The following is a 25,241-nucleotide window of genomic DNA, read 5'->3' on the forward strand; positions in this document are numbered from 1 at the left end:
CCCGGCGCGTCAGGCCCGGGCCTGCCGGGCATAGCGGCCCGGCGCCGTGCCCACCACGCGCTTGAAGTGGCGGGTCAGATGGGACTGGTCGTAGAACCCGGTGGCGCGGGCCACGTCACCGGGCGCCCGCCCGTCGAGGAGCAGCCCGCGGACCCGGTCGACCCGACGGGCCGTCAGGTACTGGTGTGGCGCGATGCCGAACTCCGCGGTGAAGGCGCGCACCAGATGGGTGGGGTGCGCGTGCACCAAACCCGCGGCTTCGTCCAGGGTCACGCCCTCGACGACCCGTGCGTCGAGCAGCTCGCGCAGGCGCCGCGCCACCGAGCGGTCGGGACCCGGCCGGCCGGTCACGCGCCGCGGACGCAGATGGCCGCGCAGCCTCTCGGCGATGAGCGCGAGCCTGCTCTCGGCCTCCAGCTCCTCGCCGCGGTGCGCGAGCGCGGTGTGCAACTGCCCGACCCGGTGGCGCAGTACGGCGTCCACGAGGTCCGGGCCGTCCACCGCGGGCGCGATGAAACTCTCGTCGAGCTGGGTCCGCTCCAGGTAGACCACCCGCTTGCGGAAGCCCTGGACGGTGGCCGGTGAGCCGTTGTGCGGTACGTCCGGCGGCAGCAGGGTCACCGCGCCGCCCGGCGTGCCGTGTTCGTGGCGGTCCAGGTCGTAGCGCACCGCGCCGTCGTCGACGATCAGCAGCGTCCAGCTGTCGTGGACGTGCATCGGGTAGGAGTGCTCGGTGAACCGGGCGTGGAAGACCTCCACGACTCCCGCGACCCGGGGCCGCCAAGCGGAGATCTCCTGTCTTGCGGTCATGCAAGGAACGTACAAGACGCGCCCGGGGCGGGTTCGGCAGTCTCAGTCCATGACATCGCAGTCCATGACACCAGACAGTGCACCCGTACGTTTCGACACGAAGATCGCCGTGCTGCTGCGCGACGACCTGCAGAGCTGGCAGCGGCTCAATGTGACGGCCTTCCTGGTCAGCGGGCTCGGCACGGCGCTGCCCGAGATCATCGGCGAGCCGTACGCCGATGCCGACGGCACCCCCTATCTCCCGCTGTTCCGCCAGCCGGTCCTCGTCTTCGAGGGAGGCAAGGAGGTTCTGCGCGCGGCCCACGCGCGCATCTTGAGCCGCGATCTGCCCCGGGCGGTGTTCACGAGCGACATGTTCGGCACGGGCAACGACGCGGACAACCGGGCGGCGGTCCGGGCCGTGCCCGGGGCCGACCTCGATCTGGTCGGGCTGGCCGTCCACGGGCCGCGCAACGCGGTCGACAAGATCCTCAAGGGGGCACGCATGCACCCCTGAGCGGGAGTTCGCGCCAAGCGGGGCCGGGCCCATCCCGGGCCGGCCCGCTCGCTCACTCCGCTCATGCACTCGGCGCGTGAGGTATCCGACAACCAACACGCCGGTGCGCACGGAATGTGTGCGCCCCCCTCGGGGTTGTCCCCGCGTACGGCCGGGGCGGTACCGGCCCGGGGGACGCACGCGGAGAACGGAATACACAGCCATGGGTGAGTTGATCCTCGTACGTCACGGGGAGACCGAATGGTCGCTGTCGGGGCAGCACACGAGCTACACCGACCTGCCACTCACGGCATATGGAGAAGAGCAGGCCCGGGCGGTCGCGCCGCTGCTCGCCGACCGGCCCGTGGGGCTCGCCCTGGTCAGCCCGCTCCAACGGGCCGTGCACACGGCCGAATTGGCCGGTTTCAAGAACGCCCGGATCACCCCGGATCTCCATGAATGGGACTACGGCGGCTACGAGGGCATCACCACGGTCGAGATCCACCGCGGCCGCCCCGACTGGAACCTGTGGACCGACGGCGTCGCCCCCGGCCCGGCCGGCCACCGCGGCGAGAGCCCGGCCGAGGTCGGCGCGCGGGCGGACCGGGTCCTGGCCGAAGCCGAGGCGGCCCTGCGCGCCGGCGACGACGACGTCGTCCTGATCGCCCACTCCCACTTCCTGCGCGTACTCACGGCCCGCTACCTCGGCCTGCCGGCATCGGGTGGCGCGCTGTTCGTCCTCGACACGGGGGCGATGTCCCGCCTCGGCCGCGAACACGACCGGCCGGTGATCACCGCCTGGAACACGGTGCTGCAGCACACGGCTCACTGAGCGGGGCGATACCGCGAGCCGCTCGGGCATGTGGCTGCACTCCGGCAGGATCAGCTTTCAGGGGCTGGAGGAGTGTGCGTACCGATGCCGGACGGGCAGATGGTGAAGGCCCGGGAGCGGTACATCACCGCCGATACGCGGGTGCCGTACCCGCCCGCCCGCGACGGATTCGCCTGGTGCGCGCACCAGGCGCCGCCAACCCTGGCGGGGCTCTCGGCCCCGCCTTCTCAGGCCGCCGCGACCGCCGCGTCGGCTCTGCGGAGCGCCAGCGCCGCCAGAGCCTCCGGGGCGCCGGCCTGCCCCCTGATCCCGGGGAAGGCGTTGATGTCGACGATCAGCGGGGTGCCCTCCCCGGTGTCTATGACATCGACCCCGTAGACGTCGAGGCCGAAGACAGCGCCGACCTCGACCACCAACTCGGCCCAGCCGGGCGGCAGTTCACCGAGTGCGAGCGGCACGGTCGGGCCGCGGCCCTCGGGGGCGAGCTCGGAGCGGCGCAGCGCCGCGAAGACCGTGCCGTCGATCACCCAGAGCTTGTGGTCATAGCCGCTGTTCTCGGCGAACTCCTGCGCCACGACGGGCTCGTCCGCCCACGCGTCGGCCAGCTCGGCCAACTGGCCGGGGCTGTCGACGCGGGCCACGAGGTCGTGCCGCCTGCTGTGGCGGCTCTTCACCACCAAGGGTCCGGCCGCATGCGCATCAGCCATGAGTTCGGCCGGCGAGCCGAAGGTGCGGGTCGCCGAGAAGGGAAGCCCCGCCTCCCGGGCCCGCTCCGCCATCGCCGTACGGTCCTGGCACAGGGCGGTCGCCTCCGCCGAGTTGATCACCGGGGCCCCGCGGGCCTCCAGATCCCGGGCCAGCCCGAGAGCCCGGGGCGTGCGCGACTTCAGCAGGTAGACGTCCGCGAGCCGCCCCAGCAGCGCCGGCTCGGCCGTCTCCGGGTGGACCGTCACCACCCGGTGTTCGTGCCTGAGCAGTTCCGTCGTGGCGGCGAGCAGCGGATGGCCGGGCTCGGGCGTGATGAGCCCGACCGTCGTCGTGTTCCTCATCGGCCGTCGCCCGCCCCCGCCGGGCTCCGGACCGGCTGCGCCCCGAACGACTGCTCCGGGATCCGTCCCGTGCCGGACACGAAGGCCGCCGCGGCGACCTCGCTTCCCGTGCGGGCCAGTTCGAGCACCGCGCGGGCCACCTTGGCCGCCGCGTCCGGGACCTGGCGGAAGCTCGGGAAGTCGTTCACATCGACGACCACCGGCCCGTCCGGACCGAGCAGCACGTCGACGCCGTACAGGTCGAGTCCATAGACAGCGCCGACCTGGTCGACGATGGCCGCCACTTCGGCGGGCAGCGGGACGTGCCGTTCGCGCACACCCTGGTCGGGGTGGAGCGGTGAGCGGCGCTCGGTGGCGTACAGCTCGCCTCCGACGCAGTACACCTTGAGGTCGATGCCCGAGTTGGGGACGTACGGCTGGGCTATGAGCATCCCCTCGCCGGCGAGCACGGGCAGCATCGCGGCGAGCCGGTCCGGCGACGGCACGAGGTGCACAGCCCGCCCCGAGCTTCCGTCGGCGGGCTTCACCACCAGCGGGTACTCGGACTCGGGTATCTCCGCGAGCAGTTCGGGCCGGGCGGCCGCGTACGTCATGGGCACCGGAAGCCCCCGGCTGCGCCCGATGGCCGAGGCGAGCGCCTTGTCCCGTACCCCGCGGATGGACCGCACGTCGTTGACCGTGGTCAGGCCCACCGCGGCGGCCGCCTCCAGGAGCGGGAGCCCCGGGCCGCCGGAGACCGTCTTGAGCACCCAGGCGTCGTGGCTGCCCGCACGGACCGCCTCGGACATCCGCAGCAGGGAGCCGCCGGGCCGCACCACGTCGACCTGGTGTCCCCACGCGTCGAGTTGGCGGATCACCTCGACGGGCATGCCGTCATGGCGGTAGTGCTCTTCCACCAGGAAGCAGAGCCTCATCGACCTTCCCCGTAATGCCCGGACGTCCGCCGATCCCGTCCGGCGAGCTGTGACGACACAGGATGTCATGAACTTCGGCCGGGTTGTCCGCCCACCCCGGCCCGGCTACTTTCCCCGCCGTAGCCGCCTCAGCAGACTTCGCTGTACCGGCGCTCCTCCCTCCTGCGAGACGGGCCTGCGTCGGGTGCGCTCCGGCGCCGCGGGGCGTGCCGCGGGAGGGGCCGTCCGCGGGCCGGTCCGCCCCAAGGACCGTGGCGCGGGCGGTTCCACGGCCTGCGGGCCGTCCTGCTCCGCCGCCGCGTCCGCGATCGGGCGCGGCGCCGGGCACTGGTCCCGCGCGTCCGCGAGGGCTTCCACCAGGCGCAGCCGGTACCACTCGATTTCGTCCGGTTCGTCCGCCAGGAGCACGCGGTCGACGATGCCTTGGGCGATCGCGGACTCGGGGTGGATCCTGAACGTCTCGGGTTGCAGGCGCCTGAGGCAGGCCCGTTCGTAGGGGTCCCGGACGATCTCTGCGAGGTGTGCGCTGTCGAGGGCGGAGGCGACCGCGGCCGCCTGTTCCCACTGGTCGTCGGTCTGGCGGGCGAGCATGGCGATCCTGCGCCCGCGCCAGTTGCGCGCCCGCCAGTCCTGGCCGCCGTCGGGCTCCGGGTGGCGGCCGCTCAGCAACTCCGGCTCACGCATGGCCAGTTCGACCAGTTCGTCGGCGAGGTAGAGCCAGACGACCGCGCGATATCGGTTCAGGTAGCAGCGCACCGGGGTGAGCCGCCCCATGCGGGCCAGTTTGGTGAAGCGCCCCGGTGCGATGCCGAGCAGGACGGCGCCCTCGCCGGTGCCGACGGTCCGCACCCGTTCGCGCAGGCCCTCGGGAAAGTCCTCGGCGGCTCTCAGGCGGGCCACCTCGCGCGCGGTGACCCGGCGTCGCCCGCCGCCCGGGTCCGGGACGGTGCGGATGTGGCCGAGCTGAACGGCCAGTTCGAACTCGCCGCGTTTGAGCTCAAGTTCACGGGCGGCGGTGCCGGACGCGAGCCGTGGCCCGGCCGGTGCCGCCGCCCCCGCGGCGACGGCGGGCACTACGGCCTTCTTGGTGGTGACAGTGGTGACGACGGTCATCGGATCCTCCCCCGTGAGGAACGAGTACGCGAGAGACGAATTACTCTCGGTGACGACCGTAACCCGTCGCACGGACATCCCGTGCGGCCTGTGGATAACTCAAATCGAGCGCGCGAAGCCCCACTTCAACGGCTCGGCGTGGAGCGCCGTTCAACGGCTCAGAGCTCTGTCACGCCGAGGTTCCCCGGCTGCCTCGCCGCCACCGAGAGGTGCTCGCCCACGCGATTGACCAAAAGGGTCATCTCGTACGCGATCTGGCCGATGTCGGCCTCCGCCGAGCTGAGCACGCACAGGCAGCTGCCGTCGCCGGCCGCGGTGACGAACAGGACGCCCTCGTCGAATTCGACCATCGTCTGGCGGACCTTGCCGGCCCGGAAGTGCAGGCCCGAGCCCTTGGCGAGGCTGTGCAGTCCGGAGGAGACCGCCGCCAGGTGTTCCGCGTCCTCGCGCGCCAGGTCGGCGCTCGCGGCGGTGACCAGACCGTCGTTGGACAGCACGATCGCGTGGCGTACATGCTCGACCCGCCGGGTCAGGTCGTCGAGCAGCCAGTCGAGTTCCTTCTTCACAGCCATGTCAGGCCTCCCCGCTCATGCAATTCCCCGTTTCCCCGTTCTCCTGCCACCCTTCACCACCGGCGCGCCGCGGGCAAGCGGTGCCGGTTGCCGGGGAGTCGCGCGGCGGCGCGGGCGGCGCATCAGCCGACCGAGTCGAGCAGGCGCGCGGTGTGCATGCGCCCCGCGTATTCGACGAGCCGGATCAGCACCTCCTTCCCCGAGTCGCGCTCGCGCGCGTCGCACAGCACGACGGGGGTGCCGCGGTCCAGGTCGAGAGCCGCGGACACATCGGCGGCGCCGTAGGAGCGGGCTCCGGCGAAGCAGTTGACGGCGACGACGAACGGGATGCGGCGGTGCTCGAAGTAGTCGACGGCCGGGAAGCAGTCCTCCAGGCGCCGGGTGTCCGCGAGGACGACGGCGCCGAGTGCTCCTTGGGAGAGCTCGTCCCACAGGAACCAGAAACGATCCTGCCCCGGTGTGCCGAACAGGTAGAGGGACAGGCCCGAGCGGATGGTGATCCGGCCGAAGTCCATGGCGACGGTGGTCGTGGTCTTCTGGTCCACGCCGCCGGTGTCGTCCACCGACTCCCCCGCCTCGCTCAGGAGTTCCTCGGTACGCAGCGGCCGAATCTCGCTGACCGCGCCGACAAGGGTGGTCTTGCCCACGCCGAATCCGCCGGCGACGAGGATCTTCAGCGCGAGGGCGGGGGTGGGTTCAGAGGGCTCGGAGGCCATCGATCACTTCTCTCAGGATGATCTCGTCGGGCAGTTGCGCGGGCGGTACGGGCCGGCTGACGACCACGTGGCCGGCTTCGAGCAGGTCGCCGACGAGGACGCGTACGACGCCGACGGGCAGGTCCGCGTCGGCGGCGAGTTCGGCGACGGACTGGGTCTCCTTGCGGCACAGGGTGAGCAGCGCCCGGTGTTCGGGGCCGAGGAGGGATTCCTCGGCGGGCTCGGGCCCTCGCGGTGCGGCGAGGGTGACGAGCGCGATGAGGTCGAGGCGTACGCCGCTGGGGCCCGGTGCGGTGCGGCCGCCGGTCATGGCGTACGGGCGGACCAGGGGCCCCGCTTCGGCGTCGTACCAGTGGCTCGGCCGGTACGCGGGGCCTTCCGGCCGGTGCTCGTTCATGGGGTGGGCGTCCCCTTTCCGGTCAACCGGCGGCCGGCGGGCGCACGATGTGGCGCGGCGGCGTGTAGAGGTGTTCGCCGACACGTTTCACCAGGCGCGCCATTTCGTACGCGATGAGCCCGATGTCGGTGGTGAGCGAGGACAGCACGGCGAGGCAGGAGCCGTCTCCGGCGGCTGCGACGAACAGGAAGCCGTCGTCCATCTCGACCATGGTCTGGCGCACGCCCCCGACGTCGAAGTGGCGTCCGGCCCCTTTGGCGAGGCTGTGGAATCCGGAGGCGACGGCGGCGAGGTGTTCGGCGTCCTCGCGGGTCAGCGCGCTGGAGGCGCCGACGGCGAGGCCGTCGTTGGACAGGACGACGGCGTGCCGGACCTCGCCCACCCGCATGACCAGGTCGTCGAGCAGCCAGTCGAGTTCGCCGGAGCGGGAGCGGGCGTCGGAGCCGGGCGCCGACCCGGTGTGCAGCGGGGTGTCGAGCCTCTGGTGGTCGATCATGCGCGGTCTCCTTCGCTCGGGTGGCCGCCGCCGGGGGCGCCCGGGGCGGGAGTGCTTGTGGTGGTGCGGGCGGCGCCGCCGCGGGCCCAGCCGCCCATGTAGGCCGTCATGCGGTCGCGCGCCTGCTCGGGAGTGGGCGACGCGGCGTCCGGGCCGGTGTCCGGCTCGGGGACGGGGGCCTCGCGCAGTTGGGGGGCGAGGCTCGCCTGCCGTACCCGGCGCGGGAGTCCGGCCTCCGCGCCGTCCGGCGCGACGCCCCGGGCCCGCTGGCGCAGGGTGGTGACGCCGGGCGGCGCAGGTGGTTCGGGCGGGGCGGCGGGGGGCGCGTGCTGGGCGACCAGGGCCGGTCGGGGCGGTCCTTCGAGGGGCACCTCGATCCTCCTGCGGGGTTCGTCGCGCGGCTGGTCCTCACGCCGGGCGGTGGCCCGCGCGGGGCGGGAGGGGGCTGTCACTGCGGCCTGGAGGAGGCCGGTCGGGAGCAGCACGACCGCGGTGGTGCCGCCGTAGGGCGACGTGCGCAGATGGACCTTGATGGCGTGGCGGGCGGCGAGGCGGCTGACGACGAAGAGGCCGAGGCGGTCGCTGTCGAAGAGGTCGAGCGCCTCGGACTGCTCGATCCTGCGGTTGGCCTCGTCGAGGGATTCGTCGCCCATGCCGAGTCCGCGGTCCTCGATTTCGAGGGCGTAGCCGTTGCCGACGAACTCGCCCGTGACCCGCACTTTGGTGTGCGGGGGCGAGAACTGGGCGGCGTTCTCGACGAGTTCGGCGAGCAGGTGGGTGAGGTCGGCTACCGCGCCGCCGGTGACGGCGGCCTCGGGGAGCGGGCGCACTTCCACCCGGGCGTAGTCCTCGATCTCGGAGACCGCGGCCCGTACGACATTGGTGAGCGGGACCGGCACGCTCCAGGCGCGGCCGGGGGCGGCGCCGGACAGGATGATCAGGGATTCGGCGTGTCGGCGCATGCGGGTGGTGAGGTGGTCGAGCCGGAACAGGTCGCCGAGTTCGCCCGGGTCGTCCGCGCGCCGCTCCATGCGGTCGAGCAGGTTGAGCTGGCGGTGGACCAGGACCTGGCTGCGGCGGGCCAGGTTGACGAAGACGCCGGAGATTCCGCTGGCCAGTTCGGCGCGTTCGACGGCTGCGTGCAGGGCGGCCCGGTGGACGGTGCCGAGCGCCTCGCCGACCTGGGCGATCTCGTCCCGGGGAGGCGGCCCGGGCGGCGCCTCGGCCTGGATGTCGAGTTCCTCGCCGGACCTCAACCGGCCCATGGCAGTGGGGAGTTTGCGCCGGGCGATCTCCAGGGCGCTGTTGCGCAGGCTGATCAGTTCGACGACGAGGCCGCGCCCGATGCGTACGGAGATGACGAGCGAGGCGGCGACGGCGGCGAGGCCGAACAGGACGGCGGCGCCGCCCGCGGTGAGCAGTCCGCGGCCGAACGGGTCGGCGCGGTCGGCGGCGCTCGCCGCGGCGCCGGTCTCGATGTCACGCATGCCCTTCTGCACCGTGCTCAGCACGGCGTCCCAGGCGGCGGGGTCCACGGCGGTGGCGGCGGCGCGCCCCGGCTCGGCGGCCTGGATCTTGTCCTCGGCGGCGCCCAGCGAGGTGTAGGCGCTCTGGCCGCTGAGCGTGGCCCAGGCGGTGTGTTCGGTGCCGGTCAGGTCGGCGGTGGCGCCGTCGGTGAGGGTGCGGCGGCTGTCGACGGCGCCGGCCAGGCGGCGCAGGTGCTCGGCCGTGAAGGTGCGGCCGAGCTGTGCCGAGGACACCAACGCGTCCTCGCGGGCGAGCATTTCGCCGGCCCGGCCGAACTCGTACAGGACGCGTGCGCCGGATCCGGACGCCGGGGCCTGGATGTCGGCGAGCGCGCCGTCGACGTCGAAGCCCGCGCCGATGGTGTCGGTGTACCGCTGGTAGGCGGCGTCCCAGCCGGTGGAACGGTCATGGACGCCGGTGCGCAGCGCGGGCAGTTTCAGGGCCTCGGCGACGAAGGTGCGCAGCCGGTCGCTCACGCCCGAGGGCAGGTCGCCCGCGTCGGCGACGGTGTGTTCCCGGTCGAGCCGGAGCCTGCCGATCGCCGTGTCGGTGCGCTTGGCCTGCTGGTCGAGTTCGGCGGCCCGGTCGTCGGCTGGAGAGGCCAAGTACCGTACTGCGGACCGCCGTTCGGCCTGGAGCTCGGCGACGGCCGCGGCGACCGGGGTGCGGACCTGTTCGTCGACGCGGCGCGTCTGGCGCAGCGCGGACACGTCCTGGGCGGTGGTGACGGTGGCGAAGCCCCACAGGGCGAGCAGCGAGACGGCGGGCACCATCAGGAGCGAGACGATCTTGGCGCGTACGGTGCGCGGGCGCAGCCTCCACGGAGCCTCGGTTTCCTGGGGCGCGGGAGGTTCCCCGAGGACGTGTTCGTCGGCGGCCGGCGGTCCTGCGTGGGCGCGTCGCCCGCGGGCGCCCACCGGGATCGGCGGCGCGGCGTCCGGGGCCTTGCGGGGTATGCGCACGGATCTCCTCGCTTACGGATGGGGCCAAGTGCCGGGCGGCGCAAGGCGGTTCAGGTCGTGGGGGCGAGCTGTTCGGCCGAGGCGTACTCGGCACGCTCGCGGGCCGTCGGGGAGAGGGCGACGAAGGCGGCGGTGATGAAGAGGTAGGACCCGAGGCCGACGGCGAGGGGGAAGATGAACTGCATCGCCGTCGCCCCGGGCAGCTCGGCGCCGCTCGGGGCCACGTCCACGCTCACCGAGACCATTCCGGTGTAGTGCATGCTGCTGACGGCCGCGCCCATCACGAGGGAGGCGACGGCCACGGCGACCGGCGACTTGATGTTGAGCCCGGCCCACAGGGCAGCGGTCGCGGCGACCACGGCGATGACGACGGAGAGCGCGACGAGCACCGGGTCGTAGTGGACCCGTCCGTGCAGCCTGAGGGCCGCCATGCCGAGGTAGTGCATGCCCGCGACGCCGAGTCCGGTGGCGAGGCCGCCGAGCAGGAGGGAGCGGGTGTGGTCCTTGCCGTAGCCGACGGCGAAGACCCCGGCGCCGACGAAGAGCATGGCGACGAGGAGGCTGAGGATGGTCAGGAGCACGTTGTAGCGGATGTCGGTGCCGGTGACGGCGAAGCCGAGCATCGCGACGAAGTGCATCGTCCAGATGCCGGTGCCGATGGCGGACGCGGCGGTGATCAGCCAGTTGCGCCGGGAACGGCCGGTGGCCCCCAGGGCGCGCACGGTGCAGCGCAGCCCGAGGGCGGCGCCTATGCAGGCCATCACGTACGACAGCACGGGTGTAAGCCAGCCGAAGGCGGCGTGGTCCAGGTGTCCCATGGCCCAGGGACGCTAGTCCGGGGAGGGGCGCACGGCGGGGGCGCAGTTCGAAAGCTGCTGGAACATGACGAAGAAATGTTCCAGAGCGATCGCCGCTTGTTCGAACCTGCCCGCCGTGCTCGATTTTCAGCCACCGTTGGATCGGCGGCTCATGGGGGATCATGGCCCCATGGCCGAAGACCACACACACGTTCAGGAATTCTTCGCCGCCCGGGCGGCCGACTGGGACCGCAAGTTCCCGGACGACGGACCGGCGTATGCCGCGGCCGTCACGGAACTCGGCCTCGCGAAGGGCGATGCCGTCCTCGACGCGGGCTGCGGAACGGGCCGCGCCCTGATGCCGCTGCGCGCCGCGGTCGGCCCCGAGGGCAGCGTCCTCGGGGCGGACCTCACGCCCGAGATGCTCGCCGAGGCCGTACGGGCCGGGCGCGACCAGTACGCCGTGCTGCTGCGCGCCGACGTGGCCCGGATGCCGTTGCGTACCGCGTCCGTCGACGTGGTGTTCGGCGCCGGGCTGATCTCACATCTGCCCGAACCGGCCCTGAATTTGCGGGAGTTGGCACGGATCACCCGTCCGGGCGGCCGCCTCGCGCTGTTCCACCCGATCGGCCGGGCCGCCCTCGCCGCGCGCCAGGGCCGCCGGATCACCGACGACGACCTGCGCGCGGAACCCCGGCTGCGCCCGCTGCTCGCATCGGCCGGGTGGCGGCTGACCTCGTACGCCGACGAGGACGAGCGCTACCTGGCGGTGGCCGTGCGCGAGGGCTGAGGGCCGCTCGGAGCCTGCGCCTGGACTCCCGTCGGGATCAGACTGCGGCCGGCCCGGCCACTTCGCGTACGAAAGCGGCCGGGTTGTCGAACATGATGTTGTGGCCGGCGTCCGCAACCATCACGACCCGGACGCCGGATCCGACGAGTTCGGCGCGCCCGGGCAGCCGGTCGTCGAGCCCGCCCACCAGATAGGTGCGGTCGACGGGCAGCTTCATGAGGAGCTCGCGCATCGTCGGCTCCGTACCGCGCACGAGCCCGATGGCCGTGCGGTGCAGGCCGAGCGGGTCGGCGAGCCGCATGGTCGCCGCCCGCCGCCCATCGCCGCTGAAGAGTTGGACGATCCGTTCCGGCGCGGCATCCTCACGATCGCCCGGGCCACCAGCGCGGCGGAACTCAAGTGGCTCCGCACGACGCTGCGTTCACTGGAGTGAGAAGAGGCCGTGTCTGAACCTCTCAGCCTCTCAACCTTTCAACCTCTGAACCTTTGACACCTCTGCGCTCTGAGCCGGACTCACTCACCTTCGGTCGCCTTGAGGTGGGGGACGGGGCAGCCGCGCACACCCGGTTTCGGGAACGTGCCGAGCTCCGGCACGCTGTAGCCCTTGGGGTAGCCCTTGACCTCGGGGTTCTGGCGCGCGTAGTGGGGAGCGGAGCGCGGCGGGAGCAGGCGTACGGTGCGGGCCCGCAGGCGCAGTGCGCCGCGGACCAGGGCCCGTGCGGCGGGGGCGGGCGGGTCGTAGCGGAACGCCCGCAGCAGCGAGTCGTCGAGGAGAGCGAGGCTCGCGGTGCGCAGCATGGGGGCCAGCGGCTTCGGATACCACGAAGCCATCAGGCCGATGGTCGCGTCGGACACCCGCCGCGCGCCCTCGTCGAAGCCGAAGTGAGCGGCCTCGTACTCGTCGAGGCAGCGCTCGAACTCCTCGTAGGAATCCGGGATTTCCTTGATGCCCATGTGCTTGCCCAGGGTCTGGTAGTAGCGGGCCGAGGCGCGCAGTTCGTGGTCGCTCAGGCGCCGCCAGCCGTAGGAGTCGATCCAGCGCTTGGGCATGACGACGAAGGTGCAGAGCACGTAGCGCATGTCGTCGTCGCTGATGTCGTAGGAGCGGTGCATCTGGTTGATGCGACGCACGGCGGTGCGTCCGCCCACGCTGTCGAAGCCGTGCTCGATGACGGTGTCGAGCAGCAGGACGGTGTCGTCGTACCTCTTCTGCGGACGATCCGTCAGTTCGGCGGTCTCGGCGAGGAGCCGGCCGATGCTGGGCACCGCGTAGGTGCGGTACAGCGCGAGCTCCAGGGCGCGCGTGTAGTCCCAGGGGAATTCCAGCGTCGCCGTCATCCGGTAGATCGCGAGGAAGTCCCGCTCGGGGTCGAGCCCTTGGATTTCCTTGAGCCGGTCGAAGCGAGTCACCGCTGCCCCCTATGTGTCGACGGACGTTCAACTCTACGTTGGACCGGACGGATTGAGAGATCGGCGCCGCCGCACCGCGGCCGGGTCGTCCAGTGTGAAACCAGGGGAAGGTGGTCCTGATGTTCGGGAGGTTCCGGAAGCAGGCTCGGACACCATCGGCCGAGGACCGCCACCACAACATCTTCGAGGCGGCGGCCGCGTATGTGGCGGCCTGCGCGGAGGACGACCAGGACGCGCTCGAAGAGGCGGCGGGCTGGGTCTCGCCGGAAGCCCTCTCCTTCGGGGTGCGCGAACTCGCGTGCCGGGCGGTCATCGCCCTGGCCCGCGACCGCGACGAGCCCCCGAGTGCGGTCGTCCAGGAACTGATGGGTCTGCCGACGGTCTGAGGCACGGGCTCTGGGAGGCGCAGTGCGGATTGGCGCTTCGCGAACCCTCGACGTCCACGTTACCCACTGGTTAAGGTGCGCCGACGAGCGAACCGAAGGGGAGGATTCCGTGACCGGGACCGACGAGGCCGAAGCGGCCGCCACCGCCGCAGACGAGTCGCTGTACGTGCTCACGGCAATGCTTCTTACGCCCGCGCAGTTCCCCAGCGTGCTCGGCGACGACTACCCCGAGGCGTGCGCGGCGCTCGGCCTCGGGCCGTACGCGCAGGGCTACGGTCTCGTCCTCGGCCAGGACGGCGCGGGTGCCCGCTGGACGGTGGTCATCGACGACGTGTCGCTGGTGGCCGTCGCGATCGCGTCCTGGGACTGCGGCATGGAGTACGAGCTGTCGCCGGACGAGCGCACGGTGGTGGCGGCCCTGCCGGGCTGGCCCCTGGAACTGGCCATCTCGGCCCCGGACGTCCCCGCCCCGCACGACCCCGAACCTCAAGCAGAGGACCGGAGCCCGCTCACACCCCCCGACACAACCCAATGGGGCCCGGCCCAACGCCGCCTCGGCGCGGACGAGATCGCGTCGCAGTGGGCGGCGTGGCGGGAGCAGCTGGGGGACGATGCGTTCGCCCCGGCGCCGCGGGAGGCGGCCACATCGGGCGAGCGCGAGAACGCAGGCGCCGTCTCGGGCGAGCCCGAACCCACGGGTTCCGCCTCGGCGGAACCCGAACACTCCCACACCGGGGCCGAGATGGCCGGGGTCCGGCGCGTGCTCGCCGAGCTGCGCGGCTACCTCGACTCCGCTCCCCCGGTCGGCCGCGTCCGCTCGGCCTTCGCCCCGGGCGGCGCCCGCACGCTGCGCGCCGACGGCCCCGGCTGGTCGCTGGTCGCCCGGACCGACGACATCGCCTTCGTCCTGCTGGACGACTGTCCCTGCGAGGTGCACCCCGTGGGCCGCGGCGCGGAACTGACCGCCCTCCTCGAAGCGCTGGAGGCGATGGCTGTCCGGCCGTCGTGAGAGCCTGTGTCTGAACTCCGTCCGGATCAGACTGCGGCGTCTGGTGCGTGCGATCGCAAGGCGGCTGGAAGTCCTTGATGGGGGTCCCCCCTGGCCTTTAAGGCCAGGGGGGAGGAGCTACCAGGGCTTTCGGCCAACGCGGCATGGGGGTCCCCCCTGGCCCTTAAGGCCTTGGGGGAGTGCGTGCCAGGCGCCGCAGGCCCGGGCGGGGTTCAGACACAGGCTCTGAGGGGAGCGGCTGCTTCCGCGCCCCAACCGACACGGCGGTTGCCGCCTCGGGACCCTGGCCGACGTGAGCGGTCAGTTGCCGCCGACGGCCCCCGGCCGAGGCGAGGGGCGGTTGCCGCCTCCGACCCTCCACCGATCATTCGGGATCACCATGTCTACGATCGTCCCGGCGCTTCGATCCGATCCAGCGCCGAACGAGGACCAACGCGCACAACGGGGAGGAACTGGCATGGCTGACAGGGCCGTTGACAGGGACAGAGTCGGGGACGTCGTCGACGGGGACAAGGACGGGAACGCGGGCGGGGCAGCCTCGCACGAGCTCGACGTGGTGTGCCGGCCGGTGGGGTGGGTGGTCGGAGGGCGGGCCGAGGTCGCCGACGACCACTGGGACCGCGAGACGGCCGTGATTCGGCTCGACGCGGAGCAGTTCGGGCCCGACGCGCTGTACGGACTCGCGGACTTCTCCCATCTCGAAGTGGTCTTCCACTTCGACCGGGTGGCCCCGGAAAAGATCGAGTCCGGCGCCCGGCGCCCACGCGGCAACCCGGACTGGCCGCTGGTGGGGATCTTCGCCCAACGCGGCAAGAACCGCCCCAACCGCCTCGGCGTCTCGCGCTGCCGCGTCCTCGCCGTCGAGGGCCTGGAAGTGCGGGTCGCCGGACTCGACGCGGTGGACGGCACGCCGGTGCTCGACATCAAGCCGCACATGGCCGAGTTCGGCCCGCGCGGCGAGACGACGCAGCCTGAGTGGTCGGTGGAGCTGATGCGGGAGTACTACGAGTGACCCGGGTGAGCGTCGCGGGGCGACGCGGGGCGACGCGGCGACGCGGGGCGACGCGGCGACGCGGGGCGACGCGGCGACGCGGGGCGACGCGGCGACTCAGGTGAGCAGCACGCCCGCCCGCTGCCTCACCCGCGCCCTCGGTCGGCGCGCCCGCTCCCCCGCCAGTGCCACTACGCCGACGACACCGGGTCGCCGACCCGCCCCCGCATCAACTCCCTTGCGCTACAGCCCAGTTGAGCCCGGACTCAGACCCGTTCGAGCGGCCGATGCGGTCCCACCGGCAGCTCGGCCGTGATCGTGTCGCCCGGGCGGATCTCGCCGCCCGCGCGGACCACGCTCATGATCCCGGCCTTGCGGACTATGTCGCCGGCGGCGTCACGGCCGACGACCTGCTTCAGGAGGCCGTCCTGGAAGGCGTCGATCTGGAGGCACGGGTTGCGCAGGCCGGTGACCTCGACGACCGCCTCGGCGCCGATGTGCAGCAGGGTGCCGGTCGGCAGGCCGAGGAGGTCGATGCCCTGCGTCGTCACGTTCTCGCCGAGCTGTCCGGGGGCGACCTCGAAGCCCTGCTCGGCGACCTCGCCGAACAGCTCCCCGTGGATCAGGTGGACCTGGCGCAGATTCGGCTGCGTCGGGTCCTGGGCGACGCGGGAACGGTGCTTGACCGTCACCCCCGCATGGACGTCCCCCTCCACACCGAGCCCGGGCAGCAGCGTGATGCTGTCCCGGTTCGGCTTGGTGAACGAGTACTCACCGTTGCTGCTGACCGCCGTGACCGTTCCCCTGATGGCACTCATCGCGCGGGGCTCCCCTCTGCCGTGAACAATGACCGGGTCGAGCCTATCCCGGCAGGTCAGAGGCTTCCAGGGGCTGCCTAGCGGCCGAGCTCCTTGCGGGATATGTGCCGCAGCCTGCGGCGCTGGCTCGGGTCCAGCATCAGGTAGGCCGCCACGGGGACGCCGATCAGCACCAGCAGGGCGAGCCAGAAACCGATCAGTGGGATCAGGATGAGACCCGCCACGACTCCACCGGCGGCGATCATCGCGCGCTTCGACATGTCCGTCGCCTTCCTTTTCGCGGCCTGTGGCCGCTCTTCCTGTCCAGAGAACGCACGGCGGCGTCCGCTGGTTCCAGCTCTGCTTCCACTATGCGTCACTTCCGCAGCGGAGCGCCGACCTCGTGCATGTGCCCCAGCGCCTGCCGGTAGGAGTCGGTCAGCGAGGTCTCCGCGTACGGGATGCCCAGCGCCGCACAGTGGGCGCGGACCATCGACTGGGCGAGCCTGAGGTGCGGGCGCGGCATGTTCGGGAAGAGGTGGTGCTCTATCTGGTAGTTCAGGCCGCCCAGGAACCAGTCGGTGAGGACGCCGCCGCGTACGTTGCGCGAGGTCAGGACCTGGCGGCGCAGATGCCCCCAGTTCGAGTGCCCGGGGTCGTTCGGGTCGGGCATCTCCATGCCCTTGTGGTTGGGGGCGAAGGTCATGCCGAGGTGCAGGCCGAACAGCGCGTGGTGCACCAGGGCGAAGACCAGCGCCTTGCCCGGCGACATGACGGTCAGGAGCAGGGTCGCGTAGCCGACGAGGTGGGCGATCAGGAGGGGCGCCTCAACGGCTCGCTCGCGGGATGGCTGCCGCTTGAGGTCCTGGAATCCGTACACCTTCAGGGCGATGCCCTCCAGGAGCAGCATCGGGAAGAAGAGGCGGGCCTGGTTGCGGGTGAGCCAGCGGGCGAAGCCTTCGCGCTGCTCGGCCTGGCGCTGGGTCCACACGAGGGCGCCGACCCCGACGTCGGGGTCCTTGTCCAGGTGGTTGGGGTTGGCGTGGTGGCGGTTGTGCTTGTCGTTCCACCACGCGTAGCTCATGCCGAGGAGGAGGTCGCTGTGGAACAGGCCGATGAGCCGTCCCGCGCCTTTGCCCCGGGTGATCTGGGCATGCCCCGCGTCGTGACCGAAGAAGGCGCTGCGGGCCCAGAACACCGAGAGCGGCACGGCGAGCAGCAGATTCCACCAGGTGTCACCGGTCAGCACCATTCCAGCGATCGTCGCGGCCAGGGCAAGGAGGTTGACGACGATGCGGGTCGCGTACCAGCCGGTGCGCCGGTCGAGCAGGCCTTGCCCCTTCACCGTCTTGAGCAGCGGCGCGAACTCGCTGCCCGCCCGCGGCTCGGCAGGGGCGCCGAGGCCCGTGGTGGGCTGCGGCATGGTCGCCTGTGGCATGACGTCTCCGGTCGGTCGTCCCTCGCAGTTCCCTGCGCTGACCTGACTGAACGTACGGATCGGCACTCCTTGACGACCATGGAGCCACCACCCCTCTACCGGCGGGGGGTTACCCCGCGCCCCAGGTGGTGCTGGCAACACTCACCCGGATCACGAGTGACGCAGGCCACTCCCACAAGCCCCCCGCCCGGCCGTTCTTTCCTGTACCCTCGGCCGCTCCGGCCAACGTAGTCAAATTTGAGGAATGCGTTATCGCTGTGCAGAGGTTCCCCGCTCCCACTCCGCCCCAGCTCGCCGAACTCGCCCGCTGTTCCGTGGCCTTCGTGCCCGCGGACCCCTCCCGCGCCGGCCGGATCGCCTTCTGGCATCCCGAGGGCGAAGAGCCCCCGGCTACCCCCGGCGCCGTCGAGGACCTCACCGTCGTGGCCGCCGACGCCACGCTCCACGAGGTGCGCGCCCTCCTCCTTCCCGTCCGTGACGCGCTGCCCGCGCTCACCCGGGCCCGCGCCTTCGCCCAGGCCTCGCGCCCGGCCGCGTTCTGGGGCACGGCCGCGCTGCTCGCCCTTCAACTCGCCGCGCGGGGGCTGCTGTTGCCCGGTCTCACCGCGAGCGACCACGATGCCTGGCGGGTCGGTCCGCTCGGCGCCGACGAGCTGGACAAGGTGCGCGGGCTGGCCGCCGCGATGCCCCCCGAGGCACACGCCGTACCGCTCGACGTGCCCGGCCCCGTTCTGCTTCCCGAGCCGGAGCGGCTTCTGCGCGCCTTCCTCGACGCGGTCGCGGACGGCCTTCCGCGCACCCCCGCGGCCGCACGGGCCACCGGCTCCCCGGCCTTCGCCGCCGAGGCGCCGCAGCGGCTGCCCGAGCAGCGGGCCTGGGCCGCCGATGTGGCCGCCGGGCACGACGCGGGCGTACGGATCTCGCTACGGGTGGAGCTTCCGGGGCTCGCCTCGGCGGACCCGGACAACGCCGGACCGGTGTTCCGCGCGGTGCTCCAGATGCACAGCGTCAGCGATCCCGCGCTGGTCGCGGACGCCGCCGAGGTGTGGGCGGGGAGTTCGGCGGCGTTCGGATCCCGGGCCCGCATGGACGCGCTGCTCGCCCTGCGCCGGGCGGCCCGCGCCTGGGCCCCGCTGGCCCCGCTGCTCTCGGCCTCCGTGCCGGATGCGGTCGAGCTCGCCGACGAGGAGGCGGCCGAGCTGCTCGGCGCGGCCTCGCGCACGCTGGCCGCGATCGGCGTGCAGGTGCACTGGCCGAAGGAGCTGTCCCGCAAGCTGACGGCGCGTGCCGTGATCGGCCCACAGGACTCGCAGCACTCGCTGGACCCGCAGGACCGGGGGCCCGAGCGGATCGGGTCCGAGGCACCCTCGGTACTGTCCGCCGACGCACTGCTCGCGTTCGACTGGTGGTTCACGCTGGGCGACACGCGGCTCTCCCGGCAGGAGCTGGACGCGCTCGCCGAGGCGAACCGTCCCGTGGTGCGGCTGCGCGACCAGTGGGTGCTCGTCGATCCGGAGGAGGTACGGCGCGCCCGCACGGCCCAGGACCGCAAGGTGACCCCGGTCGACGCGCTCGCCGCCGTCCTGACCGGCTCGACCGAGATCGACGGACGCCGGGTCGACGTGGAGGCGACGGGCTGGCTGGCCCGGCTGCGCGACCGGCTCGCCGACCCCGAGGGCGACCGCGAGCAGCCCGTCGCCCAACCCGCGGCTCTCACCGCGCAGTTGCGCGACTACCAGCTGCGCGGCCTCAACTGGCTTGCCGACATGACCTCGTTGGGCCTCGGCGGCTGTCTCGCCGACGACATGGGCCTCGGCAAGACGATCACGCTCATCGCCCTGCATCTGCACCGCCAGAGCGACCCGGCGACGGCGGGCCCGACCCTCGTCGTCTGCCCCACCTCCCTCATGGGCAACTGGCAGCGGGAGATCGAGAAGTTCGCGCCGGGCACGCCCGTGCGCCGCTTCCACGCCTCCTCCCGCTCCCTCGATGCCCTGGCGGACGGCGAGTTCGTCCTCACTACGTACGGCACGATGCGCCTGGACGCGGCGAAGCTGGCCGCCGCGCAGTGGGGCATGGTCGTCACCGACGAGGCCCAGCACGTCAAGAACCCGTACTCCGCGACGGCCAGACAACTGCGCACCATCGGGGCCCGGGCCCGGGTGGCGCTCAGTGGCACGCCCGTCGAGAACAACCTCTCCGAGCTGTGGGCGATCCTCGACTGGACCACTCCCGGCCTGCTCGGCCGGCTCGCCACGTTCCGTACGAAGTACGCGTCCGCCGCCGAGAGCGGCTCTGACCCGGCGGCCGCCGAACGGCTGTCCCGGCTGGTGCGGCCCTTCCTGCTGCGCCGCCGCAAGTCCGACCCGGGCATCGCCCCCGAACTGCCGCCCAAGACCGAGACCGACCGGGCCGTCTCCCTCACGAAGGAGCAGACCGGCCTGTACGAGGCGGTGGTGCGCGAAACGCTCGCCGAGATCTCCGGCGCGGACGGCTTCGAGCGGCGCGGTCTGGTGATGAAGCTGCTGACCTCGCTCAAGCAGATCTGCAACCACCCCGCCCAGTACCTCAAGGAGGACAGCCCGACGATCACCGGCCGCTCGGGCAAACTGGAGCTGCTCGACGAGCTCCTGGACACCATCCTCGCCGAGGACGGCTCGGTGCTCGTCTTCACCCAGTACGTGCAGATGGCCCGGCTCATCGAGGAGCACCTGGCTGCGCGCGGCGTGCCGACGCAGTTCCTGCACGGCGGGACGCCCGTGGAGCGCCGCGAGGACATGGTGCGGCGCTTCCAGGACGGTGAAGTCCCCGTATTCCTGCTGTCGTTGAAGGCGGCGGGCACGGGCCTGAACCTCACCCGGGCCGGCCATGTCATCCACTACGACCGCTGGTGGAACCCCGCCGTCGAGGCGCAGGCCACCGACCGGGCGTACCGCATCGGCCAGACCCAGCCGGTCCAGGTCCACCGCCTGATCGCGGAGGGCACCGTCGAGGACAGGATCGCCCACATGCTGGACAGCAAGCGGCAGTTGGCGGACGCGGTGCTCGGCTCGGGCGAGTCCGCGCTGACCGAACTGTCCGATGCCGAGCTGACGGATCTGGTGGCGCTGCGAGGGAGCGGACGATGAGCGACACGTACGAGAACGAGCGCACCTTCGAGCCGTTGCCGCCCGCGCACGGACGCGGCTTCGCGACGAGTTGGTGGGGCGTGGCCTGGCTCAAGGCCCTGGAGGACACCGCGCTCGACGGCCAGCAGCTCAAGCAGGGGCGCCGACTCGCCCGGGAGGGCGCGGTGGGCGCGGTGACGGTCCGGCCGGGCCGGATCACCGCGGTGGTACGGGACCGGGACGGCTCGCACCAGCGAAGCGACGTGCTGCTCCAGGAGCTGACCGAGGGCGACTGGGACCGCTTCCTGACGATGGCGACGGAGCGCGCCGGGCACATCGCGGCACTGCTCGACCGCGAGATGCCGCCGCACCTGGTGGAGGACGCGGCGAGCGCCGGGGTCGAACTCCTTCCGGGCATAGGCGACTTGGAGCCCGAGTGCACCTGCGAAGCCTGGGACCACTGCCCGCACACGGCAGCCCTGTGCTATCAGGTCGCGCGGCTCCTGGACCAGGATCCGTTCGTCCTGCTCTTGATGCGGGGCCGCGGGGAACGGCCGCTGCTCGACGCCCTGCAGGAGCGCAGCGCGGCCCCCGCCGCAGCCGGTCCGGCGATACCGCAGGGCGTTCCGGCCGAGGAAGCCTTCGCGGCCAGGGGCATCGTGCCGCCGCTGCCCGATCTCCCCGGGCTTCCGCCGGAGCCGGGCGAGCCCGCACACCTGGACACCGAGACCGCGCCGGAGCCCGGGGTCGATCCGGACGCCCTGGAGTTCCTGGCCGCGGACGCGGCGGCGCGGGCCCACCGCATGCTGGCGGACGCTCTGACACCCGGGCATGAACTCCAGCCATTCGAGAAGGAGTTGACGGAGGATCAGGACACCGTGCGCCTTGCCGCCGACTGTCACGACAGCCGGATCTCGGCGCGGCTCGCCACCGCCTCCGGGCGTCGCCCCGCCGATCTGGCCTCGGCCGTACGCGCCTGGCGGCTCGGCGGGGTCGCGTCGCTGCGGGTGCTTGAGGAGCCGTGGACTCCCGGTACGGAGGAGCTGGCCCGGGCCGTAGCGGGGCTCGACCGCGCCTGGCCCGAGGGCGAGCGTCCCGCGCTGCGGACGACCGGCGGCAACCGGTGGACCGCAACCGGCCGGGACGCCCAGCTGCGGCTCGGCCACGACGGCCGGTGGTGGCCCTACCGCAAGGAGCGCGGCCGCTGGACCCCGGCGGGCCCGGCCGACCGGGACCCGGCGGCGGCGCTGGAGACGATGCGGGCGGAGGCCTCCGGCGCGTGAGGAGCAGGGGGTCGGCGACGTTCAGCCCGGCGCCCGGGCGGCCGACACCAGCCCCTCCAGCCCGGCGGGGTCCCCGGTGGGCCAGTCCGTGGGGAACCCACTGGGCAACGTGGTCGGGAACCCGCTCGGCAACTCCGTTGGCAGGGAAGGGAGTTCGGATGGCAGCACGGTGGGAAGCGACGTCGGGAACCCGCTCGGCAGGCTCAGGGACGGGGTCGGTGTCGGGCTCGTGGGGCTGCTCCCGGCAGGGCCACCCGGCTTCTCGCTGCCGCCGCCCCGCGTGACCGCGAAGGCGATGGCGGCGATCGCCAGGACGGCCACCACGATCGCCACGGCGAGAAAGGGGCCTCTGCGCCGCCCTCCTCCCGGCGGCTGAAGCGGCGGGGCCGGCGGGCCGAACCCCCCTCCTGACGGCGGTCCGAATCCCTGCCCGTACGGCGGACCGGGCGGCTTGGGCGGTACGGGCGGTGTGGCCATACCCTCCAGAGTCGGCGGAAAGGGGGCGCCTCGGCGGCCCTTCCGCAGAAGTTGCGCCAACCTGCCCGGAGGGCCGCCGCATGTGAGGCGCACCGCCGGCACCGCCCGTCCTCTTCCACCCCGGGTGCCCCTGACCGTACGGTAACTGGCGCTAGCCTCTTGCCTGTTGACCGACAGAGGGAGCCATCGGTGCCGGGGCGATCCAGTACGGGTACGGAGCTGGCGAGGAACGCCGTCGGTCTGCGGGAGGTCCTCTTCCAGAGTGTCACCGCGATGGCGCCCGCGGCCGCTGTCGCCGCGTCCATTCCGGCGGGCGCCGCGTTCGCGGGCGGCAGCCTGCCGCTGTCGGTCCTGGTGGCACTCGTGGCGTGCCTGTTCACGGCGTCGTGTGTGGCCGAGCTCGCACAGCAACTGCCCGCCGCGGGTTCGGTCTCCACCTACAGTGCGCGGGGCCTGCATCCCGCGGTCGGGTTCCTGGTCGGCTGGGGCTATGTGTTCGTCGAGGTGCTTGTGCCGCCCCTGCCGCTGCTCCAGCTGGGCTTCACCACGGCGGGCACCCTGCACCAGCAGTGGGCGTCGTATCCGGCGGATCTGTGGTGGCCTTGGTCGCTGGCCGGGGCGGTCGTCATAGCGGTCACGGGCTTCTTCGGAGTGCGGGCGTCGGCGCGGTTCGGCACGGTGCTCGGCATCTTCGAGGTGGTGGTGTTCGTGGCCTTCGCGGTGATGCTCATCGTGGCCGCCGGGTCCCACAACACCCTGTCGGTGTTCGGCACTTCGCACACCGCGCGGGGGTACGGCGGATTCGCCGGGGTATTCGCCGGATCCGTCTACACGGTGCTCGCCTTCGCCGGGTTCGAGTCGGCCGCCCCGCTCGCCGAAGAGGCCAGGGATCCGCGCCGGACGATGCGCCGGGCGGTGTTGGGGGCGGCTCTCTCGATCGGGGTGGTGTACGTCCTGACCACGTACGCGATGGCGGTGTACTTCGGCCCCGACCGGTTCGCCGGGTTCGGGGCGTCCGGCGACGCCTCGTGGGAGGGCGTGGCGCGGGCCTCGTTCGGCCTGTTCTGGGTGGTGCTGTTCCTGGCCGTGGTCAACTCGACGATCGCGAACGCCAACGCGGCTTCCAACGTGTCGACGCGTACGGCCTTCGCGCTCGGCCGGATCGGGTTCCTCCCCCGCCCCTTCACCCGCCTCCACCCCCGCCACCGCTCCCCCGTCACCGGCGTCGCCGTGCAGTTCGCCGTGGCGGTCGCCGCGATGCTGGGGCTCGGCCTCTGGTACGACCCGGTGACGGCGTTCGCGCTGCTCGCCACGGTCATCGTCATCGTGATCATCGGCGTGTACATCGTCGCCGACCTGGCCTGCGCCGGATACTTCCTGCGGCGGCGCCGTGAACTGTTCAGCCCCGTAAGGCATGTGCTGTTCCCGGTGCTCGGCATCGCCGCGTTCGCCCCGGCGCTCCTCACCGCGGCGGGGATCCCGGCCTTCAGCTTCGTCGCCGAGCTCGCACCGCCGGTGTCGTACGCCGGGCCCGTCGTCGGGGTGTGGATGGCGATCGGGCTCGTCGTGCTAGTGGTGGTGGCGCGCCGGAACCCCGAGCGCCTTGCGGAGACCGGCCGCGTTCACCTCATCGATCCCGATGAGGACCACGAGGAGACAGGAGCGGTACGAGGATGAGCGACGATCCCCGGATCCTGACCGTGCGGCCCAAGGAGAACGAGTACGCCTGGACGTTCGGGGGTGCGGCCCCGGTCGCGCGCATCACCCCCGGGACCGCCCTCGACCTGTACACCGAGGACTGCTTCGCCGGGCGGGTGCGCTCCGAGCGCGATCTGGTGTCGCGTGTCTGCGAGTTCCCGTTCCTCAACCCGCAGACCGGGCCCTTCTACGTCGAGGGCGCCGAACCGGGCGACACCCTCGCCGTGCACTTCGTGTCGATCCGGCCCGCGCGGGACTGGGCGGCGTCCACGACCGTCCCGCTGTTCGGCGCGCTCACCTCCACCCACACGACGGCGACGCTCCAGCCGCCGCTGCCCGAGGTGGTGTGGATGTGGGAGCTCGACCGGGCGCGCGGGACGTGTCTGTTCCGGGCTCGCGAGAGCGATGTCGAGATCGAGCTGCCGATGGACCCGATGCACGGCACGGTCGGGGTGGCCCCGGCCAATCTGGAGGTGCGCTCCGCGCTGGTCCCGGACGCCCATGGCGGGAACATGGACACCCCTGAGATGCGGGCGGGTGTGACCTGCTATCTCGGGGTCAACGTGGAGGGCGCCCTGTTCAGTCTCGGCGACGGGCATGCCCGCCAGGGCGAGGGCGAGACGTGCGGGGTGGCCGTCGAGTGCGCCATGAACACGGTGGTCGTGGTGGAGCTCCTCAAGGGCGTCGCCACACCCTGGCCGCGCATCGAGTCCGACACCCACATCATGTCGACGGGCTCGGCCCGGCCCCTCGAAGACGCCTTCCGTGTCTCGCAGTTGGATCTGGTGGGCTGGCTGGAGCGCGACTACGGCCTGTCCGCGCTGGACGCGTACCAGCTCGTGAGCCAGGCGGGCGAGGCTCCGCTCGCCAATGTCTGCGACACCAACTACACCTGTGTCGCCAAGATCCGCAAGGAGTGGCTGCCCCGGCGGGGCGAGCCGCACCGGGGCCTGCACCGCCATCTGCGGGAGCGAGCCGCCCAACTCCCTTCCTTCCCGGCCTAGACGAGTAGTTCCGTTGTGGCTCAGTGGTCGTAGGCGATGAGTGATCTGGTGATGGGTGCGTCGATGGTGCGGTTGTGCCAGATGGCGCAGGTCATCGCCAGGATCCGCTGGGCCACGCGGACGCCGACGCCTTCGATGGTGCGCCCGCCGTGCTGTTCGAGGTCGAGCTGGCCTTTGAGGGTGTCGTTGAC

Annotated in this window: 26 protein-coding genes and 2 pseudogenes; 12 read left to right on the plus strand and 16 right to left on the minus strand. The window is 72.3% G+C overall.

Annotated elements, in window-relative coordinates; all coding sequences use genetic code 11:
- Positions 1-9: 9 nt before the first annotated feature.
- Positions 10-810 carry an AraC family transcriptional regulator gene (locus tag ACWC2B_RS09380; RefSeq protein ID WP_450715861.1) on the minus strand — a complete coding sequence of 267 codons (801 nt, stop codon included), beginning with the start codon at positions 808-810 and terminating at the stop codon, positions 10-12.
- On the opposite strand from ACWC2B_RS09380, the gene ACWC2B_RS09385 reads away from it, so the two are divergent.
- Both ACWC2B_RS09385 and ACWC2B_RS09390 read left to right on the plus strand, forming a co-directional pair.
- Positions 809-1,306, plus strand: coding sequence for a DUF2000 family protein (locus ACWC2B_RS09385; protein WP_450715862.1), 498 nt, complete (start codon positions 809-811; stop codon positions 1,304-1,306). The genes ACWC2B_RS09380 and ACWC2B_RS09385 overlap by 2 nt on opposite strands.
- A gap of 202 nt (positions 1,307-1,508) precedes the next feature.
- Positions 1,509-2,117: a histidine phosphatase family protein gene (locus tag ACWC2B_RS09390; protein ID WP_450715863.1), complete on the plus strand. Its 609-nt coding sequence runs from the start codon at positions 1,509-1,511 to the stop codon at positions 2,115-2,117.
- A gap of 227 nt (positions 2,118-2,344) precedes the next feature.
- Here the strand turns inward: ACWC2B_RS09390 and ACWC2B_RS09395 are convergent, their stop codons facing one another.
- The 9 genes from ACWC2B_RS09395 to ACWC2B_RS09435 form a co-directional block, all read right to left on the minus strand.
- Positions 2,345-3,166, minus strand: coding sequence for an ATP-grasp domain-containing protein (locus ACWC2B_RS09395; RefSeq protein ID WP_450715864.1), 822 nt, complete (start codon positions 3,164-3,166; stop codon positions 2,345-2,347).
- On the minus strand, positions 3,163-4,080 hold the full coding sequence (locus ACWC2B_RS09400; protein WP_450715865.1) for an ATP-grasp domain-containing protein: 918 nt from the start codon (positions 4,078-4,080) through the stop codon (positions 3,163-3,165). Before ACWC2B_RS09400 ends, ACWC2B_RS09395 begins: the two co-directional genes overlap by 4 nt.
- Positions 4,081-4,185: 105 nt before the next feature.
- Entirely contained in the window at positions 4,186-5,193 is a 1,008-nt protein-coding gene (locus tag ACWC2B_RS09405) for a DUF6397 family protein (RefSeq protein WP_450715866.1), read from the minus strand.
- A 158-nt stretch (positions 5,194-5,351) separates the two neighbouring features.
- Positions 5,352-5,765, minus strand: a complete 414-nt coding sequence (locus ACWC2B_RS09410; protein WP_450715867.1) for a roadblock/LC7 domain-containing protein — start codon at positions 5,763-5,765, stop codon at positions 5,352-5,354.
- Between the two features lie 122 nt (positions 5,766-5,887).
- Entirely contained in the window at positions 5,888-6,481 is a 594-nt protein-coding gene (locus ACWC2B_RS09415; RefSeq protein ID WP_450715868.1) for a GTP-binding protein, read from the minus strand.
- Positions 6,462-6,878, minus strand: a complete 417-nt coding sequence (locus ACWC2B_RS09420; protein WP_450715869.1) for a DUF742 domain-containing protein — start codon at positions 6,876-6,878, stop codon at positions 6,462-6,464. Before ACWC2B_RS09420 ends, ACWC2B_RS09415 begins: the two co-directional genes overlap by 20 nt.
- A 22-nt stretch (positions 6,879-6,900) precedes the next feature.
- Complete coding sequence (locus ACWC2B_RS09425; RefSeq protein WP_450715870.1) at positions 6,901-7,374, minus strand: roadblock/LC7 domain-containing protein; 474 nt, start codon at positions 7,372-7,374, stop codon at positions 6,901-6,903.
- Entirely contained in the window at positions 7,371-9,863 is a 2,493-nt protein-coding gene (locus tag ACWC2B_RS09430) for a sensor histidine kinase (RefSeq protein WP_450715871.1), read from the minus strand. The genes ACWC2B_RS09425 and ACWC2B_RS09430 overlap by 4 nt, the downstream gene beginning before the upstream one ends.
- Before the next feature lie 50 nt (positions 9,864-9,913).
- On the minus strand, positions 9,914-10,681 hold the full coding sequence (locus tag ACWC2B_RS09435; protein ID WP_450715872.1) for an MHYT domain-containing protein: 768 nt from the start codon (positions 10,679-10,681) through the stop codon (positions 9,914-9,916).
- A gap of 169 nt (positions 10,682-10,850) precedes the next feature.
- On the opposite strand from ACWC2B_RS09435, the gene ACWC2B_RS09440 reads away from it, so the two are divergent.
- Positions 10,851-11,450 (plus strand): class I SAM-dependent methyltransferase, encoded by a 600-nt coding sequence (locus tag ACWC2B_RS09440; protein WP_450715873.1) that lies wholly within the window; start codon positions 10,851-10,853, stop codon positions 11,448-11,450.
- 37 nt (positions 11,451-11,487) lie between these two features.
- Here the strand turns inward: ACWC2B_RS09440 and ACWC2B_RS09445 are convergent, their stop codons facing one another.
- Complete coding sequence (locus ACWC2B_RS09445; RefSeq protein ID WP_450715900.1) at positions 11,488-11,751, minus strand: hypothetical protein; 264 nt, start codon at positions 11,749-11,751, stop codon at positions 11,488-11,490.
- A 15-nt stretch (positions 11,752-11,766) separates the two neighbouring features.
- Between ACWC2B_RS09445 and ACWC2B_RS09450 the strand changes: the two are divergent.
- Positions 11,767-11,883: pseudogene (locus ACWC2B_RS09450) on the plus strand (PadR family transcriptional regulator); the annotation flags it as partial.
- An 80-nt stretch (positions 11,884-11,963) separates the two neighbouring features.
- Here the strand turns inward: ACWC2B_RS09450 and ACWC2B_RS09455 are convergent.
- Positions 11,964-12,860 carry an oxygenase MpaB family protein gene (locus ACWC2B_RS09455; protein WP_450715874.1) on the minus strand — a complete coding sequence of 299 codons (897 nt, stop codon included), beginning with the start codon at positions 12,858-12,860 and terminating at the stop codon, positions 11,964-11,966.
- 119 nt (positions 12,861-12,979) lie between these two features.
- Here ACWC2B_RS09455 and ACWC2B_RS09460 point away from each other — a divergent pair, with 119 nt between their 5' ends.
- The 3 genes from ACWC2B_RS09460 (at position 12,980) to ACWC2B_RS09470 (ending at position 15,267) form a co-directional block, all read left to right on the plus strand.
- On the plus strand, positions 12,980-13,246 hold the full coding sequence (locus ACWC2B_RS09460) for a hypothetical protein (RefSeq protein WP_450715875.1): 267 nt from the start codon (positions 12,980-12,982) through the stop codon (positions 13,244-13,246).
- A 109-nt stretch (positions 13,247-13,355) separates the two neighbouring features.
- Entirely contained in the window at positions 13,356-14,255 is a 900-nt protein-coding gene (locus ACWC2B_RS09465) for a hypothetical protein (RefSeq protein ID WP_450715876.1), read from the plus strand.
- A 457-nt stretch (positions 14,256-14,712) separates the two neighbouring features.
- Complete coding sequence (locus tag ACWC2B_RS09470; RefSeq protein WP_450715877.1) at positions 14,713-15,267, plus strand: SAM-dependent methyltransferase; 555 nt, start codon at positions 14,713-14,715, stop codon at positions 15,265-15,267.
- Positions 15,268-15,512: 245 nt separating this feature from the next.
- On the opposite strand, the gene ACWC2B_RS09475 is transcribed toward ACWC2B_RS09470, so the two are convergent.
- The 3 genes from ACWC2B_RS09475 to ACWC2B_RS09485 all read right to left on the minus strand — a co-directional run bounded on the left by ACWC2B_RS09475 (position 15,513) and on the right by ACWC2B_RS09485 (position 17,481).
- A complete protein-coding gene (locus ACWC2B_RS09475) occupies positions 15,513-16,064 on the minus strand; it encodes an MOSC domain-containing protein (protein ID WP_450715878.1) in 552 nt (183 codons plus the stop codon).
- 77 nt (positions 16,065-16,141) lie between these two features.
- The gene (locus ACWC2B_RS09480) at positions 16,142-16,324 is read right to left on the minus strand and encodes a hypothetical protein (RefSeq protein ID WP_053724879.1); all 183 of its coding nucleotides are present in this window, start codon (positions 16,322-16,324) and stop codon (positions 16,142-16,144) included.
- A 95-nt stretch (positions 16,325-16,419) separates the two neighbouring features.
- Entirely contained in the window at positions 16,420-17,481 is a 1,062-nt protein-coding gene (locus ACWC2B_RS09485; RefSeq protein WP_450715879.1) for a fatty acid desaturase family protein, read from the minus strand.
- A 257-nt stretch (positions 17,482-17,738) separates the two neighbouring features.
- On the opposite strand from ACWC2B_RS09485, the gene ACWC2B_RS09490 reads away from it, so the two are divergent.
- From ACWC2B_RS09490 to ACWC2B_RS09510, 5 genes are all read left to right on the plus strand, one after another.
- Positions 17,739-20,609 carry an SNF2-related protein gene (locus tag ACWC2B_RS09490; protein WP_450715880.1) on the plus strand — a complete coding sequence of 957 codons (2,871 nt, stop codon included), beginning with the start codon at positions 17,739-17,741 and terminating at the stop codon, positions 20,607-20,609.
- On the plus strand, positions 20,606-21,871 hold the full coding sequence (locus tag ACWC2B_RS09495; protein WP_450715881.1) for an SWIM zinc finger family protein: 1,266 nt from the start codon (positions 20,606-20,608) through the stop codon (positions 21,869-21,871). The genes ACWC2B_RS09490 and ACWC2B_RS09495 overlap by 4 nt, the downstream gene beginning before the upstream one ends.
- Positions 21,872-22,040: 169 nt before the next feature.
- Positions 22,041-22,247, plus strand: coding sequence for a hypothetical protein (locus tag ACWC2B_RS09500; protein WP_450715882.1), 207 nt, complete (start codon positions 22,041-22,043; stop codon positions 22,245-22,247).
- 290 nt (positions 22,248-22,537) lie between these two features.
- Positions 22,538-24,025, plus strand: coding sequence for an APC family permease (locus ACWC2B_RS09505; protein ID WP_450715883.1), 1,488 nt, complete (start codon positions 22,538-22,540; stop codon positions 24,023-24,025).
- Complete coding sequence (locus ACWC2B_RS09510; RefSeq protein WP_450715884.1) at positions 24,022-25,050, plus strand: acetamidase/formamidase family protein; 1,029 nt, start codon at positions 24,022-24,024, stop codon at positions 25,048-25,050. The genes ACWC2B_RS09505 and ACWC2B_RS09510 overlap by 4 nt, the downstream gene beginning before the upstream one ends.
- A 20-nt stretch (positions 25,051-25,070) precedes the next feature.
- Here ACWC2B_RS09510 and ACWC2B_RS09515 read toward each other — a convergent pair.
- A pseudogene (locus tag ACWC2B_RS09515) lies at positions 25,071-25,241 on the minus strand (IS982 family transposase); the annotation flags it as partial.

Source organism: Streptomyces sp. NPDC001415 (assembly GCF_053597395.1).

Bases quoted from the DNA above. Each gene is read 5' to 3' on its own strand.
- ACWC2B_RS09395 (WP_450715864.1), bottom strand. From the start codon at position 3,166: ATGAGGAACACGACGACGGTCGGGCTCATCACGCCCGAGCCCGGCCAT.
- ACWC2B_RS09380 (WP_450715861.1), bottom strand. From the start codon at position 810: ATGACCGCAAGACAGGAGATCTCCGCTTGGCGGCCCCGGGTCGCGGGA.
- ACWC2B_RS09470 (WP_450715877.1), top strand. From the start codon at position 14,713: ATGGCTGACAGGGCCGTTGACAGGGACAGAGTCGGGGACGTCGTCGAC.
- ACWC2B_RS09435 (WP_450715872.1), bottom strand. From the start codon at position 10,681: ATGGGACACCTGGACCACGCCGCCTTCGGCTGGCTTACACCCGTGCTG.
- ACWC2B_RS09480 (WP_053724879.1), bottom strand. From the start codon at position 16,324: ATGTCGAAGCGCGCGATGATCGCCGCCGGTGGAGTCGTGGCGGGTCTC.
- ACWC2B_RS09385 (WP_450715862.1), top strand. From the start codon at position 809: ATGCAAGGAACGTACAAGACGCGCCCGGGGCGGGTTCGGCAGTCTCAG.
- ACWC2B_RS09405 (WP_450715866.1), bottom strand. From the start codon at position 5,193: ATGACCGTCGTCACCACTGTCACCACCAAGAAGGCCGTAGTGCCCGCC.
- ACWC2B_RS09445 (WP_450715900.1), bottom strand. From the start codon at position 11,751: ATGCGGCTCGCCGACCCGCTCGGCCTGCACCGCACGGCCATCGGGCTC.
- ACWC2B_RS09420 (WP_450715869.1), bottom strand. From the start codon at position 6,878: ATGAACGAGCACCGGCCGGAAGGCCCCGCGTACCGGCCGAGCCACTGG.
- ACWC2B_RS09510 (WP_450715884.1), top strand. From the start codon at position 24,022: ATGAGCGACGATCCCCGGATCCTGACCGTGCGGCCCAAGGAGAACGAG.
- ACWC2B_RS09390 (WP_450715863.1), top strand. From the start codon at position 1,509: ATGGGTGAGTTGATCCTCGTACGTCACGGGGAGACCGAATGGTCGCTG.
- ACWC2B_RS09410 (WP_450715867.1), bottom strand. From the start codon at position 5,765: ATGGCTGTGAAGAAGGAACTCGACTGGCTGCTCGACGACCTGACCCGG.
- ACWC2B_RS09440 (WP_450715873.1), top strand. From the start codon at position 10,851: ATGGCCGAAGACCACACACACGTTCAGGAATTCTTCGCCGCCCGGGCG.
- ACWC2B_RS09400 (WP_450715865.1), bottom strand. From the start codon at position 4,080: ATGAGGCTCTGCTTCCTGGTGGAAGAGCACTACCGCCATGACGGCATG.
- ACWC2B_RS09460 (WP_450715875.1), top strand. From the start codon at position 12,980: ATGTTCGGGAGGTTCCGGAAGCAGGCTCGGACACCATCGGCCGAGGAC.
- ACWC2B_RS09485 (WP_450715879.1), bottom strand. From the start codon at position 17,481: ATGCCACAGGCGACCATGCCGCAGCCCACCACGGGCCTCGGCGCCCCT.
- ACWC2B_RS09415 (WP_450715868.1), bottom strand. From the start codon at position 6,481: ATGGCCTCCGAGCCCTCTGAACCCACCCCCGCCCTCGCGCTGAAGATC.
- ACWC2B_RS09495 (WP_450715881.1), top strand. From the start codon at position 20,606: ATGAGCGACACGTACGAGAACGAGCGCACCTTCGAGCCGTTGCCGCCC.
- ACWC2B_RS09475 (WP_450715878.1), bottom strand. From the start codon at position 16,064: ATGAGTGCCATCAGGGGAACGGTCACGGCGGTCAGCAGCAACGGTGAG.
- ACWC2B_RS09425 (WP_450715870.1), bottom strand. From the start codon at position 7,374: ATGATCGACCACCAGAGGCTCGACACCCCGCTGCACACCGGGTCGGCG.